The 15,775-nt window shown below is 57.5% G+C and carries 11 protein-coding genes; 7 read left to right on the forward strand and 4 right to left on the reverse strand.

Annotated elements, in window-relative coordinates; translation table 11 throughout:
- Nucleotides 1-5: 5 nt before the first annotated feature.
- The 4 genes from RTM13_RS07295 to RTM13_RS07310 form a co-directional block, all read right to left on the reverse strand.
- Nucleotides 6-1,214, reverse strand: a complete 1,209-nt coding sequence (locus tag RTM13_RS07295; protein ID WP_312211327.1) for a SpoIIE family protein phosphatase — start codon at nucleotides 1,212-1,214, stop codon at nucleotides 6-8.
- A gap of 309 nt (nucleotides 1,215-1,523) precedes the next feature.
- Nucleotides 1,524-2,357: a proline/glycine betaine ABC transporter permease gene (locus RTM13_RS07300; protein ID WP_312211329.1), complete on the reverse strand. Its 834-nt coding sequence runs from the start codon at nucleotides 2,355-2,357 to the stop codon at nucleotides 1,524-1,526.
- A gap of 8 nt (nucleotides 2,358-2,365) precedes the next feature.
- Nucleotides 2,366-3,199 carry an ATP-binding cassette domain-containing protein gene (locus RTM13_RS07305; RefSeq protein ID WP_312211331.1) on the reverse strand — a complete coding sequence of 278 codons (834 nt, stop codon included), beginning with the start codon at nucleotides 3,197-3,199 and terminating at the stop codon, nucleotides 2,366-2,368.
- A gap of 99 nt (nucleotides 3,200-3,298) precedes the next feature.
- The gene (locus tag RTM13_RS07310) at nucleotides 3,299-4,231 is read right to left on the reverse strand and encodes a LysR substrate-binding domain-containing protein (RefSeq protein WP_312211332.1); all 933 of its coding nucleotides are present in this window, start codon (nucleotides 4,229-4,231) and stop codon (nucleotides 3,299-3,301) included.
- Nucleotides 4,232-4,342: 111 nt separating this feature from the next.
- Between RTM13_RS07310 and betC the strand changes: the two genes are divergently transcribed.
- From betC to RTM13_RS07345, 7 genes are all read left to right on the forward strand, one after another.
- Nucleotides 4,343-5,878, forward strand: a complete 1,536-nt coding sequence (gene betC, locus RTM13_RS07315) for a choline-sulfatase (protein ID WP_312211333.1) — start codon at nucleotides 4,343-4,345, stop codon at nucleotides 5,876-5,878.
- A 1-nt stretch (nucleotide 5,879) separates the two neighbouring features.
- Nucleotides 5,880-6,827: a choline ABC transporter substrate-binding protein gene (choX, locus tag RTM13_RS07320; protein WP_312211335.1), complete on the forward strand. Its 948-nt coding sequence runs from the start codon at nucleotides 5,880-5,882 to the stop codon at nucleotides 6,825-6,827.
- 212 nt (nucleotides 6,828-7,039) lie between these two features.
- Nucleotides 7,040-8,131 (forward strand): YncE family protein, encoded by a 1,092-nt coding sequence (locus RTM13_RS07325; protein ID WP_312211337.1) that lies wholly within the window; start codon nucleotides 7,040-7,042, stop codon nucleotides 8,129-8,131.
- A 56-nt stretch (nucleotides 8,132-8,187) separates the two neighbouring features.
- Nucleotides 8,188-10,395 carry a TonB-dependent receptor gene (locus RTM13_RS07330; protein ID WP_409456031.1) on the forward strand — a complete coding sequence of 736 codons (2,208 nt, stop codon included), beginning with the start codon at nucleotides 8,188-8,190 and terminating at the stop codon, nucleotides 10,393-10,395.
- 151 nt (nucleotides 10,396-10,546) lie between these two features.
- Nucleotides 10,547-12,736, forward strand: coding sequence for a TonB-dependent siderophore receptor (locus RTM13_RS07335; protein WP_312211341.1), 2,190 nt, complete (start codon nucleotides 10,547-10,549; stop codon nucleotides 12,734-12,736).
- A 100-nt stretch (nucleotides 12,737-12,836) separates the two neighbouring features.
- The gene (gene pheP / locus RTM13_RS07340; RefSeq protein ID WP_312211342.1) at nucleotides 12,837-14,231 is read left to right on the forward strand and encodes a phenylalanine transporter; all 1,395 of its coding nucleotides are present in this window, start codon (nucleotides 12,837-12,839) and stop codon (nucleotides 14,229-14,231) included.
- A gap of 291 nt (nucleotides 14,232-14,522) precedes the next feature.
- Complete coding sequence (locus RTM13_RS07345) at nucleotides 14,523-15,764, forward strand: MFS transporter (protein ID WP_312211344.1); 1,242 nt, start codon at nucleotides 14,523-14,525, stop codon at nucleotides 15,762-15,764.
- The last annotated feature ends 11 nt before the right edge of the window (nucleotides 15,765-15,775 follow it).

Consider the following 15,775-nt stretch of genomic DNA (forward strand, 5'->3'; position numbering starts at 1 on the left):
GTTTCTCACCAGCGAAAACCAAACCACGTCATGTCATCACGCGACGCTTCCTTGCCTTGCCAGGCCTGAAGCCCCTCCTGCAGCGCACCGGAGAGGGCGCTCATCGGCAGAGTACGGTTCTGTAATAACAGGGACTGAATACGTTTCTTACCAAACATAATGCCGCGCTCGCCGCCGATCTGATCCGTCACGCCGTCGGTAACAATCATCACCTTGTCACCAGAGCGCAACGGTCGCTGATAGCGTCGCCACTGCTGATCCGCGGGCGTATCGGTATAGCCGAGGCCTTTTCTGTCGGACTCCAGCACGCTAACCTCGTCATCCTCCGTGCCCAGCATAAAGGCGTGCATCCGGGCGTTAGCCCAGATCAGCTGCTCGTTGGCGTTATCGGCATAAAGGGCAATGGCATCGCAACCATCATTAGACTGGTTGAGGTCGTCGCTGGGATGGAGCTGGCTCAGGGTCTGCTTAATGTGGCGATTGACGATCGCCAGCAGACGATCCGGCTCATGCGCCGGGGCCTGGGAGAGCGCCTTCTCCAGCGCAGAGGCGAAGATAAAGGTCATAAATGCGCCGGGAACGCCGTGTCCGGTGCAGTCAGCAATCACCGCCAGCCAGCCATTTTCGTCGCGCTGAAAAGCGTAGATGTCGCCGCCCACGCAGTCTCTTGGCTGCCAGTAGAGGCACCAGTCTCGCAGGCTCTCCTCAATGCCCTGCCGCGAGCGGCTCAGCATCGACTCCTGGATCACCCGTGCATATTCAATGCTCTGCATGATCTGAAAATGCTGCTTGGCCTGTAGGTCGGAGACCGTCTTGATCAGATCGATGCCCAGGCCAATCCCCAGGTACTGCCCCGCATCGGTGAGGATGAAGCCCTCGGTCACCGCCTTATCGCCGGTTTCGATTACCCGCTCGGCGAGGTACTCCAGCCCGGCGCTGGCCTCAACAATCAGCGGCGTCTTATCCATAAAAGCGATGCAGCTCTTTTGATCGTAGAGTTCGTGAAAGAAGGGGCGGCTCATCTGGGAGAGAAAGATGTGGCGGTTAATCATGCCGAGCGGGCGATTATTGTCCAACACCGGCAGGCCTATCAGCGTCTTATGTTCGCTAAAAAGGGCCATCACCTGCTGATTATTGGAGTCGGGAGTCACATGCGGTACAGCGATGCGTAACATGCCTGCGTTTAACTGGCGCGAGGAGAGTGGTATTTCCATAATGACCGGCGTTTTCGCAACAAGTAAGATTTATCCTAGAATAAATCCGTAATATGACGCTTTTATTTCAATGACTTGCCGAAGGTTACAACGCTATTTTATCGAGCCTAAAGGCAAACTTTAGCGATAACCCTCGCCTATCCGCAGGTGAAAAAAAAGCCCGCGCAGGGCGGGCAGTAAATACTGGAAGCAATGTGAGCAATGTCGTACTGAATACCTGAGTTATTTACTCAACTATTTAGTGATGAGAAAGATAATCTTTATCATCTTAACTTGCAACCCCATCTTTAATGTGGGCGATTTTGTCCATCATTCACGGTGCCGCTGGCGGGCAAAGCTGGCCGAGAGGCGATCCAGCAGGATAGCCATCAGCACGACGACCAGGCCGCTTTGTAGCCCCAGGCCAATTTCAAGCTGCTGGATGCTGCTGAGGATGTCGTTACCCAGGCCGCCTGCGCCCACCATCGAAGCGATAATTACCATCGACATCGCCATCATAATGGTCTGGTTAACGCCCGCCATAATGGACGGCTGAGCCGCTGGCAGCTGCACTTTCCATAGTAGCTGCCACGGCGTACAGCCGAAGGCGATGCCGGCTTCAATACGCGCACTGTTCACCTGGCGAATACCGAGATCGGTCAGGCGTACTACCGGCGGCATGGAGAAGAGAATAGTAGCGAAAATGCCCGGCGGGCGTCCAAGGCCAAACAGAATGGTGGCCGGGATCAGATAGACAAACGCAGGCATGGTCTGCATAAAGTCGAGCAGGGTACGCACCACGCTGCCAACCCGCGCCCGTCTGGCGCTCCAGATCCCAAGCGGGATACCGATCAGCAGGCTGAAAAAAGTAGAGGAGAGGGTAAGGGCCAGGGTCACGGCGGCGTGATCGCTGTAGCCGCTGTAAATAATATAGAGGGTGGCGAGTAGCGCAAACAGGGCGAAGCCTTTACCAATGCGCCACGCGCTCAGCCCCACGGCCAGGATTACCAGCCCCCACGGATTCAGCGCCCCGATCAGCTGCTCAAGGCCGCCGGCAAAGGCATCCACCACCCGGGCAAAGCCATCGAAAAATCCGCCCGCGTGGGCCAGCAAGGTGTGTACCGCGTCGTCGATCTGGCGGCTAAAGTCTAAGGGATAGCTCATGTTACTCCTTACTGCGTCCAGACATCGGCATAGGTTTCCGCCAGCTGCCAGCGCGAAACGTCCACGCCGGAGAAGAAGTGGCGCACGTAGGCGGTGGCGGGGGCGTTGATAAGCTCCTCCGGCTTGCCTACTTGTACCAGCTCGCCTTTCTCCATAATCGCAATGCGTGTGCCAAGGCGCAGCGCCTCCTCCATATCGTGAGTGACAAATACGATGGTGCGTCGGGACTCCGCCTGCAACGTTAGCAGCAACAACTGCATCTCCCGGCGAATGATCGGATCCAGCGCGGAGAAGGCTTCATCCATTAGCAGCACGGTGGGGTTAACCACCAGCGCTCGAGCAAGGCCCACGCGCTGCTGCATCCCACCGGAGAGCTGATGAGGATAGCTGTCGGCAACGTCACCCAGACCAACCTTCTCCAGTATGGCGCGCGCCTGCTGATGGCGAAGCGGACGGGCAGCGCCCGCTACCTCCAGGCCAAACGCCACGTTGTCCAGCACGCTGCGCTCTTCAAACAGAGCGAACGACTGGAAAACCATACCGATATGCTGGCGGCGCATGGCAATCAGCCCTGCTGGTGGCAGGGTGGCCAGCGCCTGGCCCTGAAAAATCACCTCGCCGGAGCTGGCCGGAATGAGGTGATTCAGGGTACGCAGCAGAGTCGATTTGCCCGATCCGGAGAGACCGACAATGACAAAAATCTCACCGGCAAAAATCTCTAAATTAATATTGTTCAGCGCGTTAACGCCGGACGTTTGCGGACGGCGAGAAAAAAGGCGCTTGCCGCCGCCAGGATAATAGTTCTTATTAACCGCTTTGAGCTGAAATATAGGCTGTGACATAGTTTCATCTTAATATTTATAATCCACTACACATTAACGTAATCGCCAGAGAGGCGAAAATCTATTTTGTTTTATTGGATATACATAATAAGCATTAGCTTAGATAATTTCTGGCAAAGCTTTTTCCATGAAATGAAAACTCCATGCCTCATCTAATAACCAGGCTTTTACTTTTTCATGCTGGGCAGTGGTGGACTTGCCGCTGGCAGAAATAAGATAGTAGCCGCGCTCGGTACGCAGCTGCGGCCCGCACTGCACCAGCTGATTGGCCGCAAGGAACGGCGCGATAAGTGGCTGCCAGCCGAGGGCGATCCCCTGGCCCTCAAGCGCCGCCTGGATCACCAGCGAGTAGGCGTTAAAAGTACGCGAGGCAGCATGGCTCTGGCCGTAAACATGGTGCTGGCGGAACCACTCTTCCCACGTCATCCAGCGCTGAGGGCGGGTATCCGGCAGCTTGAGCAGTGGGAATGCCAGCAGGGCTTCAGGCCGTTTATCCTGCTGAAGTTGCTGCATAATTTTCTGGTTGCACACCGGAAAGACCGTCTCGGGAAAGAGCCGCTGGGTCTGGGTTCCCGCCCAGTTTCCGTGACCAAAATAGATAGCCAGATCGGCATTGCTGTCGCGAAAGCTATAGTCATTTGGCGAGGTAGCGATCTGCACCTCTACGCCGGGAATAAGCTGCTGAAGCCGCTCCATGCGCGGCAGTAGCCAGTAGCTGGCGAAGCCCATATCGGTATCGATACGCAGCACGCTGCGCTGGTGGCGGGTTCGCTCCAACTGCTCGCTGATCTCGTTCAGGCTATTACGCACAATCAGGTAGAGACTGTTGCCCGCCTCGGTGAGCTGTACGCCCCGGTGGCGTCGCTCAAAAAGAGAGGCATTGACGACGTTTTCCAGCGCCTGAATACGCTGGCTCACCGCCGGCTGGGAAAGTCCCAGCTCGTGCCCGGCCGCGGTAAAATTACCCAAACGTGCCGCCGCTTCAAATACTACCAGCGCCTGGAGAGGCGGAAGCTGTAATTTTCCTGCCATTAGCCCACCTTATGTCATGATAATGAAATAACCCCTTCACAGGGGTAAATAAGCGTGAGATAAACCTAACACGTTTTTCTTTTTTATTTTATTTTTGGACGCTTTACGCTTATGAATAAACCGAATATCGTTATTCTTATGGCCGATCAGTTAACGGCCAGCGCCCTCAGAACATATGGTAATAAGGTTAGTCTGACACCGAATATCGATAAGTTAGCACGCGAAGGGGTGGTATTTGAATCTGCCTACTGTAATAGCCCGCTTTGCGCGCCGTCGCGTGCGTCGCTGATGACCGGACAGTTTATTTCACGCAATGCGGTATTTGATAACGCTGCCGAATTCCATGCTGATTCGCCCACTTTTTGCCACTATCTGCGCGAGCAGGGCTACAGGACCTGGCTCTCCGGCAAGATGCACTTCTGCGGCCCGGATCAGCTTCACGGTTTCGATGAGCGTCTGACCACCGATATCTACCCGGCGGATTTTGGCTGGACGCCGGACTGGCACCACCCGGAGCGCCGGCTGGACTGGTTCCACAATATGAGCTCGGTGCTGGAGGCGGGGGAGTGCGTGCGTACTAACCAGCTCGACTTTGACGATGACGCACTCTTCCAGGCGCGCCAGCGGCTCTATGATGCAGCGCGGCGGCCCGACGAGCAGCCGTTTATGCTGCTGCTCTCCCTGACCCATCCGCACGATCCCTTTGCCATTCCGAAGCGCTATCTTGACCGTTTTAACGAAGCGGATATCGACATGCCGAAAACACGCAGAGGGGACGTGGAGGACGACGCCCACTCCGCCCGCCTGCGGGCCATGTACCAGCTGGAAGAAGGGATGATCACCGACGAGCATATTCGTCGCGCGCGTCACGCCTACTATGGCGCGATGGCCTACGTCGATGACTGCTTTGGTGAAGTGGTGCGCACTCTGGAGGAGACCGGGCTGGCGGAGAATACCGTGGTGATGGTCATCGCCGACCACGGGGAGATGCTTGGCGAGCGTGACCTCTGGTACAAGATGACCTTCTTTGAAAACGCCGTGCGCATTCCCTTTATTGTGCATAACCCTAAACGTTTCGCACCGCGTCGGGTAAGCCAGAGCGTCTCGCTGGTCGACGTGCTGCCTACTCTGGTGGAGCTGGCCTCCGGCGAAGATCGTAAAACGCAGGCGATTTCTCCCCTCGACGGCAGCAGCGTAGTGCCACATTTGAAAGGCGAATCGGGGCCTGACGATGCGGTGAGTGAATACCTTGCCGAAGGAGCGCTTGGCCCGATGCTGATGATCCGCCGTGGCAGCTGGAAATACATTCACTCCTTTAGCGAAGCGCCGCAGCTCTTTAACCTCGCTGAGGATCCCCATGAGCGCGTCAATCTGGCGAGCCATGCGCGTTACCAGGATCAGGCTCACTCTTTTGCCAGCGAGGTGCGCTCCCGCTGGGATCTGGAGGCGCTCCATAAGCAGGTGCTGGCCAGCCAGCAGAAGCGGCTCTTCCTGACCCGTATCGCCGGGCGCGACGCTATTCCGAAGTGGGACTATCAGCCGTTCCTGGCGGCATCGGAACGCTATATCCGTAATCACCAGACGCTGGATGAACAAGAGGCCTTTGCCCGCTATCCGCGTCCTTTTCAACAACCGGCAGGAAAATAAAATGAAAATGAAGACACTCACGCAATTCGTTCTGCTGGCTGCGGCTGGCTGGCTTCCTCTGAGCAGCATTGCCGCAGAAGAGGCGCGCTGTGACACCATCACCCAGTCCGATCCGGGCTGGACGGACATCGCTGCCACCAACGCACTCTCTGGCGTGGTGCTGAACGCGCTGGGCTATCAGCAGAAGGTGCAGAACCTCTCGGTAGCGCTGGCCTATCAGGGGCTGAAAACCGGTCAGGTGGATGTTTTCTTAGGCAACTGGATGCCTGCCCAGGAGCCGGTTATCAGCAAGTTTACCGCCGACGGCTCGGTCAAGGTGCTGGGGGCTAACCTGCCCGCGGCCCGTTTTACTCTCGCGGTGCCGGACTACGTGGCCGCTGCGGGCGTGAAAGACTTTGCCGACCTGCAAAAGTACGCCGACAAGTTTAATCATAAAATTTACGGCATCGCCCCCGGCGCGCCGGCCAACCAGAACCTGAAGAAGATGCTCGACAAGCACGATTTTGCCCTGCAGGACTGGAATCTGGTGGAGTCGAGCGAGAGCGGGATGCTGGCGCAGGTGACGCGGGCGGTGGAGCGGAAGGAGTGGATCGTCTTCCTCGGCTGGGAGCCGCATGCCATGAACACCCGCTTTAAGCTGGCCTACCTGAGCGGGGGCGATGCTTACTTTGGCGCTAACTACGGCAGCGCAACGGTCAACACCGTCACGCGTAAGGATTTTGCCACCCAATGCCCGAACGCTAACCGCTTCTTCAGCCAGCTGAAGTTTGACGTCCCGCTGGAGAACGCCGTTATCACCCGCGTGCTGGACGATAAGCAGAGCGCCCAGGAGGCTGCCCGCGCCGAGCTGGCTAAGCGCCCGGAACTGCTGGACAGCTGGCTCGCTGGCGTCACCACCCGCACCGGGGAACCGGCGAAGCCAGCGGTGTTAAAAACCCTGGGTCTGTAAGCGATAACGGCAACACTAAAATCCTGTTAAAAACCACGTAACTTTTATGAGGCGAAGCTGCGTGGTTTTTTCTCAACTTTTCAAGGTAATTATTCTTGATTGCATACTCATAATGAGTATAGTTCTCATTCTCTTTAGCGTTTGGTCAGGCCGCTTTTGGCTGGCGCGCTACCTTCCTGATGAATGACTTTGAACGGTTAAGGATGCTCCTGATGAAAATGAAAACCTCTGCCCTGGCCCTCTGCGTGGCAATGGTGCTGAGCGGCTGCAATACCACCCAGTCCGCCAGCGCAAAACCGGCCGCCGAGGCGCAAAAACCGCAGGCAGCGGCAGCGCAGCAGACTAACGTCGTGAAGCGCGAACTGGCGGAGGGCGTCTATGAGCTGGCGTTAAGCCCGGCGGGTGACGCGCTATACGTGGCCAGCGCAGAAGGATTTAAAGATGTGCAGGGCGGGGTGGTCTACAAGCTCGATCCTAAAACCTTAAAAACGATCGGATCGACCCATACCGATCTGAAAAACTTCGGTATGGATATCGCCCCGGACGGTAAAACTGTTTACGTCACCAACTCGCTGGACGCGGGCATCAGCGCCATCAACACCGCAGACGGCAAGGTACTGGCGCGGGCGATCTTCCCGGAGCGTAATAAAGAGGGCTTCCCGTACGGTGCGCGTCAGGTGCTACTGCATAACGGCCTGCTCTACATCGGCGCGGTAGCCGACCCGGCGCTGATGTGGGTGGTGGATGCGAAAACCATGAAGCTGAAAACGCGCATCAAAAACACCGGTAAATGGATGACCGGCCTGCACTACTCCGAGCAGACCCAGCGCATCTATGCTGCCAACGGCGGCGGTGAGATCCTGGTCATTAACCCGCGCACTAACCGTGTGGAAAAACGCTGGAAGCCGCTGGGCGAAAAAGAGGCCCTGCTGCTTAACTTCGCAGAGGACAGTGCCACCGGCCGCCTGTTCGTGACCGATAACTCAAAGGCAAAAACCACCCTGGTGCTGGATATCCATACCGGCAAGGTGATCAAGCAGCTTGACGTCGGTGACTCTCTGTCGGTGAAGTTCAACCCGAAACGCAACGAGATCTACATCAGCCAGCGTGAGTCCGGCAAGCTGCTGAGCCTCGACGGCACCACCTACGCGGTTAAACAGTCGTGGGATCTGCCGCCGAACCCGAACAGCCTGCTGGTCTCTGCCGACGGCCAGACCCTCTATGTCACCGTCAAGCAGGCCTTCAATAAAGATCACTCGACCAACGGTCCGGACAGCGTTGTCCGCATCGCCCTGAATCAGTAATCCAACCGGCCCGGCAACGGGCCATTTTTTTAACCACGCTCTCGTATGAGTTAATGATGCAACCTATAAAAAATAACGCTCTCACTTTGCGCAAGTCCTTGCTTGCGCTGGCTATCGGCGCGGTAGCCCATTCAGCGCAGGCTGAAGCCGCTGACACCAGCAAGACCAATCAGGAAGATACCATTGTGGTGCAGGCAGCACCGGTCAGCGAGTTTACGCCCGGCGGTGATGTGCCGGTTCCTGCTTATCTGGACGGTCAGGTAGCCCATGGCGGCCGTCTGGGGATGCTCGGCGAGCAGAAGGCGATGGACGTGCCCTTTAACGTCATCGGCTATACCGCCAAAGCGGTAGAGGATCTGCAGGCCAAAACCATTGCCGACGTGGTGCGCAACGATGCAGGCGTCCAGCCGGTGCAGGGCTACGGCAACTCCGCCGAAACCTACCGCATTCGTGGCTTTAAGCTCGATGGCGACGACATGACCATGAGCGGCCTGCCGGGCGTGGTACCGCGTCAGGTAGTGGATACCCAGATGATCGAGCGTGTCGAGATCTTCAAAGGTGCCAACGGTCTGCTGAACGGCGCGGCGGGCAGCGGTGTGGGTGGGATGATCAACCTTGAGCCTAAGCATGCGGAAGATACCCCCACGACCCGCGTGGGCGTCGACTACACCAGCCAGGCGATGGTCGGCGGCTCGCTGGATCTGGGGCGTCGTTTTGGCGATAACAACCAGTTTGGCACGCGCATTAACCTGCTGCATCGCGAGGGTGAAGCCCCGCTGGATCACGATCGCCGCCGTACCACGCTGGCCTCGATCGGCCTCGACTACCGGGGCGATCGCCTGCGCACCTCGCTGGATGCGGCCTACCAGAAGAAGACCTTCCACGGCAGCGGCATGGGCGTCAATATTACCGGCGTAGATTTCATTCCCGACGTGCCGGATCCCAGCACGAACTACAGCCAGACGTGGAGCTACAACGACATCGACAACCAGTTTGGTGTGGCCCGCGCCGAGTATGATCTGACCGACGCCTGGACCGCCTATGCCGCTGCGGGTGCGCAACAGGCCCATGAAATTGGAACCTACAGCTCGCCGAAGCTGCTCAACGCCAACGGTGATGCGACGGCAAGCCGTCTGGATACCAACCGCTATATCGATGCTAACAGCGGCATGCTGGGCCTGCGCGGTAATCTCGATACCGGCTTTGTCTCGCATAAAATTAACGTTGGCTATTCGGCGCTGATCAAACGCGACAGAACCGCATGGCGGATGTCCTCCGCTGCTGCCAACCCGACCATCAACATCTACCATCCGAGCGATGTGGCAATGCCGCCTGTGACGAGCTTTGGCGGCAACTATGGCGATCCGCGTACCACCAGCCGGAACCGTACTCAGGGCTGGCTGCTGAGCGATACCCTGGGCGTGCTGGATGACAGCCTGCTCTTCACCGTTGGCGCGCGTAACCAGAAGGTAGTGGTGCGCAACTACAACAACGCCACGGGAGCGGAACAGAGTGACTCCCGCTATGAAGAGAGCCGCTGGATGCCAACCTACGGCGTGGTCTATAAGCCGTGGGAAGAGCTGTCGCTCTACGCCAACCATACCGAAGCCTTGCAGCCGGGCGCCGTCGCTCCGAGAAGCGCCTCTAACTTCGGTCAGAGCACCGGCATTGCCCACTCGAAGCAGAATGAGGTCGGGGTGAAGATCGACTACGGTCGCATCGGCGGTACCCTGGCGCTGTTTGAGATCAAAAAACCCTCTGCCATTCAGTACGGTACGGATGGTCCCTACAAGCTTGACGGTGAGCAGCGTAACCGCGGCCTGGAGCTGAACGTCTTTGGCGAGCCGGTGCTCGGCCTGCGCCTGAACGGCAGCGCCACCTGGGTCAACGCGGAGATGACCAAAACGCAGAACGGACTCAACGACGGCAAAGATGCTATCGGTGTCCCGAGCGTCTTTATGGTGTTTGGCGCAGAGTACGACATTAAGCCGGTAGAGGGCCTGACGGCAACAGCGCGCGTGAACCACTCCGGCTCGCAATATGCCAACGCCGCCAACACCAAAAAGCTGGATGACTACACCACGCTGGATCTGGGCGTTCGCTACCGGACCCGCCTGAATCAGGATGCCAACGAGATGGTGTGGCGCGTGGGCGTGGATAACGTGACCAACGAGAAGTACTGGTCCGGCGTCGAAGATCTGGGCACCTACATCTTCCGGGGCGATCCGCGCACGCTGAAGGTCTCCATGAGCTACGACTTCTAGGTAAAGGAGTCTGCATTGGCGGCGCAAATATGAAGGAATTAAGGATATTCAGGTAAGAAATAAGAAGATTGCGCCGCCATATACAAAATAATAATAGTTATCATTATCATGCTCATTCTCAAAATATGGCAAAAAAATGGAGAAGAGTGGCATGGTTGTAAGTAACCTTTTCAAAAAGCGTCCGCTGGCGCTGGTATTATCCTCCTGTCTGAGCGTTAGCGCCTGGGCGGTAGACGATGTAGCGGTGGACGACGGTGAAGAGATGGTGGTACATGCCACCGCAGAGCAGGAGCTTAAGCAGCAACCCGGCGTGTCGATCATCACCGCCGAGGATATTAAAAAAGAGCCGCCGGTGAACGACCTGTCGGCCATCATCCGTAAAATGCCGGGGGTTAACCTGACCGGCAACAGCGCCTCCGGTAGCCGGGGCAACAATCGACAGATCGATATTCGCGGCATGGGTCCGGAGAACACCCTAATCCTGATCGACGGGGTGCCGGTAACCTCCCGCAACGCCGTGCGCTACAGCTGGCGCGGCGAGCGCGATACCCGTGGCGACAGTAACTGGGTGCCGGCGGAGCTGGTGGAGCGCATCGAAGTGATCCGTGGCCCGGCAGCGGCGCGCTACGGCTCCGGCGCAGCGGGCGGCGTGGTGAACATCATCACCAAACGACCCACCAACGACTGGCACGGCGCGCTCTCCCTCTACACTAACCAGCCAGAGAACGACAAAGAGGGGGCAACCAAACGCGCCAACTTCGATCTCAGCGGGCCGCTGGCAGGCGATGCGCTGACCATGCGCCTCTACGGCAACCTCAATAAAACCGACGCCGATGCCCAGGATATCAATACCGCCCAGAACGGCTCCTACGCCGCCGGACGAGAAGGGGTGCGTAACAAAGATATTAACGGCCAGCTATCATGGAAAATCACCCCCACGCAGATCCTTGATTTCGACTATGGCTACAGCCGTCAGGGTAATATCTACGCCGGTGATACCCAGTACAGCAACGGTAACCTCAGCCCCAACGGGCTGGTTAATACGCTCTACGGCGACGAAACCAACCGCATGTACCGCCAGAACTATGGCCTGACCCATAACGGCATCTGGGAGTGGGGCCAGTCGAAGGTCGGCGTCTACTACGAAAAAACCAACAACACTCGCCTGCAAGAGGGATCTACTGGCCGCGTCGAAGGGATGATCAACAGCGACACCTATGACACCAGCCGTCTTGAGACCTGGCGCAGCACCGGCGAGGTAAACATTCCCGTCACGCTGTGGGTCGATCAGACCGTGACGCTGGGGGCAGAGTGGGAGCGCGAGGCGCTGAACGATCCGGCCTCAATGTCCGCCACCGACGCAACGGGGATCGCAATCGGCAACGTTGCGGGCAACCCGGCCGATCGCGACAGCAAAAACAGCGCCGAGACCACCGCCGTCTACTTCGAGGACAATATCGAAGCCGCGCCGGGGACCTTTATCATTCCAGGCATCCGTCTCGACTACCACAATAAGTTTGGTACTAACTGGAGTCCGTCGCTGAACGTCTCTCAGGATCTGGGGGAAGACTTCAAGCTGAAGGCGGGGATCGCCCGGGCCTATAAAGCGCCGAACCTCTACCAGTCCAGCGAGGGCTATCTGCTCTCGACGCGCGGCAATGGCTGTCCGAATAACATCGCCACCGGCAGCTGTTATCTGCTGGGCAACAACGATCTCGACCCGGAAACCAGCGTTAATAAAGAGATTGGCCTTGAGTTCAGCCGCAGCGGCTACGTAGCGGGTATCACGTACTTCCGTAACGACTATAAAAACAAGATCGTTGCCGGGACGGACGTACTGGGTTACGCCTCTAACGGTTACAACATCCTGCAGTGGGAAAACGGTGGCAAAGCGGTAGTAGAAGGGCTGGAGGGCAACCTGAGCATTCCGCTGGTTGAGGATACGCTGACCTGGCGTACCAACGGCACCTACATGATCCAGTCGGAAAACAAAGATACCGGTAACCCGCTCTCGGTGATCCCGGAGTACACCGTCAATACCATGCTTGACTGGCAGGTCACTGACAAGCTCTCTACCAACGTTAACTGGACGATGTATGGTCGCCAGAAGCCGCGTGAATACGCGGAGATTCGCACTGAGACCGGCACGCTGGCCACCAACGAGGTGGGCGCGTACTCCATCGTCGGCCTGAACGCCAACTACCAGTTGACGAAAAGCCTGCTGCTCAACGGCGGGATCAATAACCTGTTTGATAAGCGTCTCTATCGTGAGAACGAAGGCGCATCGACCTATAACGAGCCGGGCCGCGCCTACTATGCTGGCGTCACTCTGTCGTTCTGATAGCGAGGGCTGGCGGCAACGCCAGCCTTTTCGTCTGCTTGCTACCGGTAACGCTAAGTGTTAAAAGATGCCCCTTTATTAAAATAGACAGGGGTAGGGCGTGAAAAACGCGTCAATCGCATCTGGCCAACAACAGGCAGATGGCGCGTCGGGAAGTGGGCCGACGCTGCAACGGGGTTTGCAAAACCGTCATATTCAACTTATCGCGCTGGGCGGTGCTATCGGTACCGGGCTGTTTTTGGGCATCGGGCCTGCGATTCAGATGGCCGGGCCAGCGGTACTGCTGGGCTACGGCATTGCCGGGATTATCGCCTTTCTGATTATGCGCCAGCTGGGCGAGATGGTGGTCGAGGAGCCGGTCTCCGGTTCATTCTCACACTTTGCCTGGAAATACTGGGGTCCCTTCGCGGGCTTCCTCTCCGGCTGGAACTACTGGGTGATGTTTGTGCTGGTGGGCATGGCCGAGTTGACCGCAGCGGGCATCTATATGCAGTACTGGCTGCCGGACGTGCCGACGTGGGTCTGGGCCGCCGTGTTCTTTATCATCATCAACGCTGCCAACCTGGTTAACGTCCGCCTCTACGGCGAGATGGAGTTCTGGTTTGCGCTGATCAAGGTGCTGGCGATTATCGCGATGATCGGCTTTGGCCTGTGGCTGCTCTTCTCCGGCCACGGCGGCGAACGCGCTACCTTCGATAACCTCTGGCAGCATGGCGGCTTCCTCGCCACCGGCTGGCATGGACTGATTATGTCCCTGGCGGTGATCATGTTCTCCTTCGGCGGCCTGGAGCTGATCGGCATTACCGCCGCCGAGGCGCGCGATCCGCAGACCACGATTCCGAAAGCGGTTAACCAGGTAGTCTACCGTATCCTGATCTTCTATATCGGCTCGCTGGTGGTGCTGCTGGCGCTCTATCCGTGGGTGGATGTCAAAGCCGACAGCAGCCCGTTCGTGATGATTTTCCACGAGCTGGACAGCAACGTCGTCGCCTCGGCGCTGAACTTTATCATCCTGGTGGCCTCGCTCTCGGTGTTTAACAGCGGCGTCTACTCCAACAGCCGGATGCTGTTTGGCCTCTCGGTGCAGGGCAACGCCCCGGCGTTTTTAACCCGCGTTAACGCGCGTGGCGTGCCGGTAAACTCGCTGTTTCTCTCCGCAGGCATTACCTCGCTGGTGATCCTGATTAACTACCTGCTGCCGAAAGAGGCCTTTGGCCTGCTGATGGCGCTGGTGGTCGCAACGCTGCTGCTGAACTGGATCATGATCTGCCTCGCGCACCTCAAGTTCCGCGCGGCGATGCGTCGTCAGGGCCGTGAGACTCAGTTTAAAGCGCTGCTCTATCCGGCGAGCAACTATATCTGCATCGCCTTTTTAGTGCTGATTCTCGGCCTGATGTGCACCATCGACGGCATGCGGATGTCCGCCATCCTGCTGCCGGTGTGGATCGCTTTCCTGTTTATTGCCTTTAAACTGCTGCGCCGCAAGGCACGCTAATCTTCTGCCCGGCTACATAGCGCGCGGTTCTGCCTTTGTAGGCCGGATAAGCGTCAGCGCCACCCGGCGCACCGCTATTGCCCGGCGGCGCTCCGCCTGCCGGGCCTACACATTGCACGGTCTGCCGTTGTAGGCCGGGTAAGCATCAGCGCCACCCGGCGTTCTGGATATAATTTATCGTGACCCCTCTCCCAGATCTCATTTAACCCGCAGGCAAACTGTTTTGTAATCGATTACTTTTCTATTGACCGCTTTTTGTAATCGATTACTTTTCACAGGTGAGGCGATAAAATGGTGTCTACAACCGAAAGTAGCGGAAAAGGGCAGGTGCAGTATCGACTGCTCGTACCCAGACTGTCCCTGATGATGTTTCTCCAGTTCTTTATCTGGGGAAGCTGGTCCGTCACGCTGGGTCTCGTCATGACCCAGCACAATATGGCTCTGCTGATTGGCGACGCCTTTTCAGCCGGGCCTATCGCCTCGATTCTCTCGCCGTTTGTGCTGGGGATGCTGGTGGATCGCTTCTTCGCCTCGCAGAAGGTGATGGCGGTGATGCACCTCGCCGGGGCGGCTATTCTCTGGTTTGTTCCGCAGGCGCTGATTGCCCAGAACGGCGCGCTGCTGATTGGCCTGCTGTTTGGCTATACGCTCTGCTATATGCCAACCCTGGCGCTAACCAATAACATTGCCTTCCATAGTCTGGCGAACGTCGATAAGACCTTCCCGGTGGTGCGCGTGTTTGGCACCATCGGCTGGATCGTGGCGGGGATATTTATCGGCGTCACCGGCATCGCGGCGAGCGTCAACATCTTTATGGTAGCAGCTGCCTGTTCGGTGTTGCTGGCGCTCTATAGCCTGACGCTACCGCATACCCCTGCACCCGCTAAAGGTCTGCCGGTAGCGGTACGCGATCTCTTCTGCGCCGATGCCTTCGCCCTGTTAAAAACGCGCCACTTTTTTGTTTTCTCGCTCTGCGCCATGCTCATCTCCGTGCCGCTCGGTACCTACTACGCCTATACCGCCTCATACCTTGCGGACGCCGGGATAGGGGATGTCAGCACCGCGATGTCCTTCGGCCAGATGTCCGAGATCGTCTTTATGCTGGTCATCCCGCTGCTGTTCCGCCGTCTTGGCGTGAAGTACATGCTGCTGATCGGTATGTTTGCCTGGTTCGTGCGCTACGCCTTCTTCGCCCTCGGGGTAAGTGAAGAGACGCGCTTCCTGCTCTATCTCGGTATTTTGCTGCACGGCATCTGCTACGACTTCTTCTTTGTCGTAGGCTTTATCTATACCGACCGCGTGGCAGGAGCAAAGGTTAAAGGCCAGGCGCAAAGCATGATCGTTATGTTCACCTACGGTATCGGGATGCTGCTTGGTTCGCAGATCTCCGGCGCGCTCTATAACCGGCTGGTGGCTGGGCAGGCCGTGCCCGAGGCGTGGGTGACCTTCTGGTGGATCCCGGCCGTCGCCGCTGCCGCTATCGCGCTGGTATTCCTGTTTACATTCAAATATGACGACAACGAGCGGGCTTAATGGTGGAGGAT

The sequence above is a fragment of the Pseudescherichia sp. genome (assembly GCF_031979925.1).
GTDB lineage: Bacteria > Pseudomonadota > Gammaproteobacteria > Enterobacterales > Enterobacteriaceae > Pseudescherichia.

Coding starts and splice junctions, on each gene's coding strand:
- betC (WP_312211333.1), top strand. CDS start 4,343: ATGAATAAACCGAATATCGTTATTCTTATGGCCGATCAGTTAACGGCC.
- choX (WP_312211335.1), top strand. CDS start 5,880: ATGAAAATGAAGACACTCACGCAATTCGTTCTGCTGGCTGCGGCTGGC.
- RTM13_RS07295 (WP_312211327.1), bottom strand. CDS start 1,214: ATGGAAATACCACTCTCCTCGCGCCAGTTAAACGCAGGCATGTTACGC.
- RTM13_RS07330 (WP_409456031.1), top strand. CDS start 8,188: ATGCAACCTATAAAAAATAACGCTCTCACTTTGCGCAAGTCCTTGCTT.
- RTM13_RS07325 (WP_312211337.1), top strand. CDS start 7,040: ATGAAAATGAAAACCTCTGCCCTGGCCCTCTGCGTGGCAATGGTGCTG.
- RTM13_RS07310 (WP_312211332.1), bottom strand. CDS start 4,231: ATGGCAGGAAAATTACAGCTTCCGCCTCTCCAGGCGCTGGTAGTATTT.
- RTM13_RS07305 (WP_312211331.1), bottom strand. CDS start 3,199: ATGTCACAGCCTATATTTCAGCTCAAAGCGGTTAATAAGAACTATTAT.
- RTM13_RS07300 (WP_312211329.1), bottom strand. CDS start 2,357: ATGAGCTATCCCTTAGACTTTAGCCGCCAGATCGACGACGCGGTACAC.
- RTM13_RS07345 (WP_312211344.1), top strand. CDS start 14,523: ATGGTGTCTACAACCGAAAGTAGCGGAAAAGGGCAGGTGCAGTATCGA.
- RTM13_RS07335 (WP_312211341.1), top strand. CDS start 10,547: ATGGTTGTAAGTAACCTTTTCAAAAAGCGTCCGCTGGCGCTGGTATTA.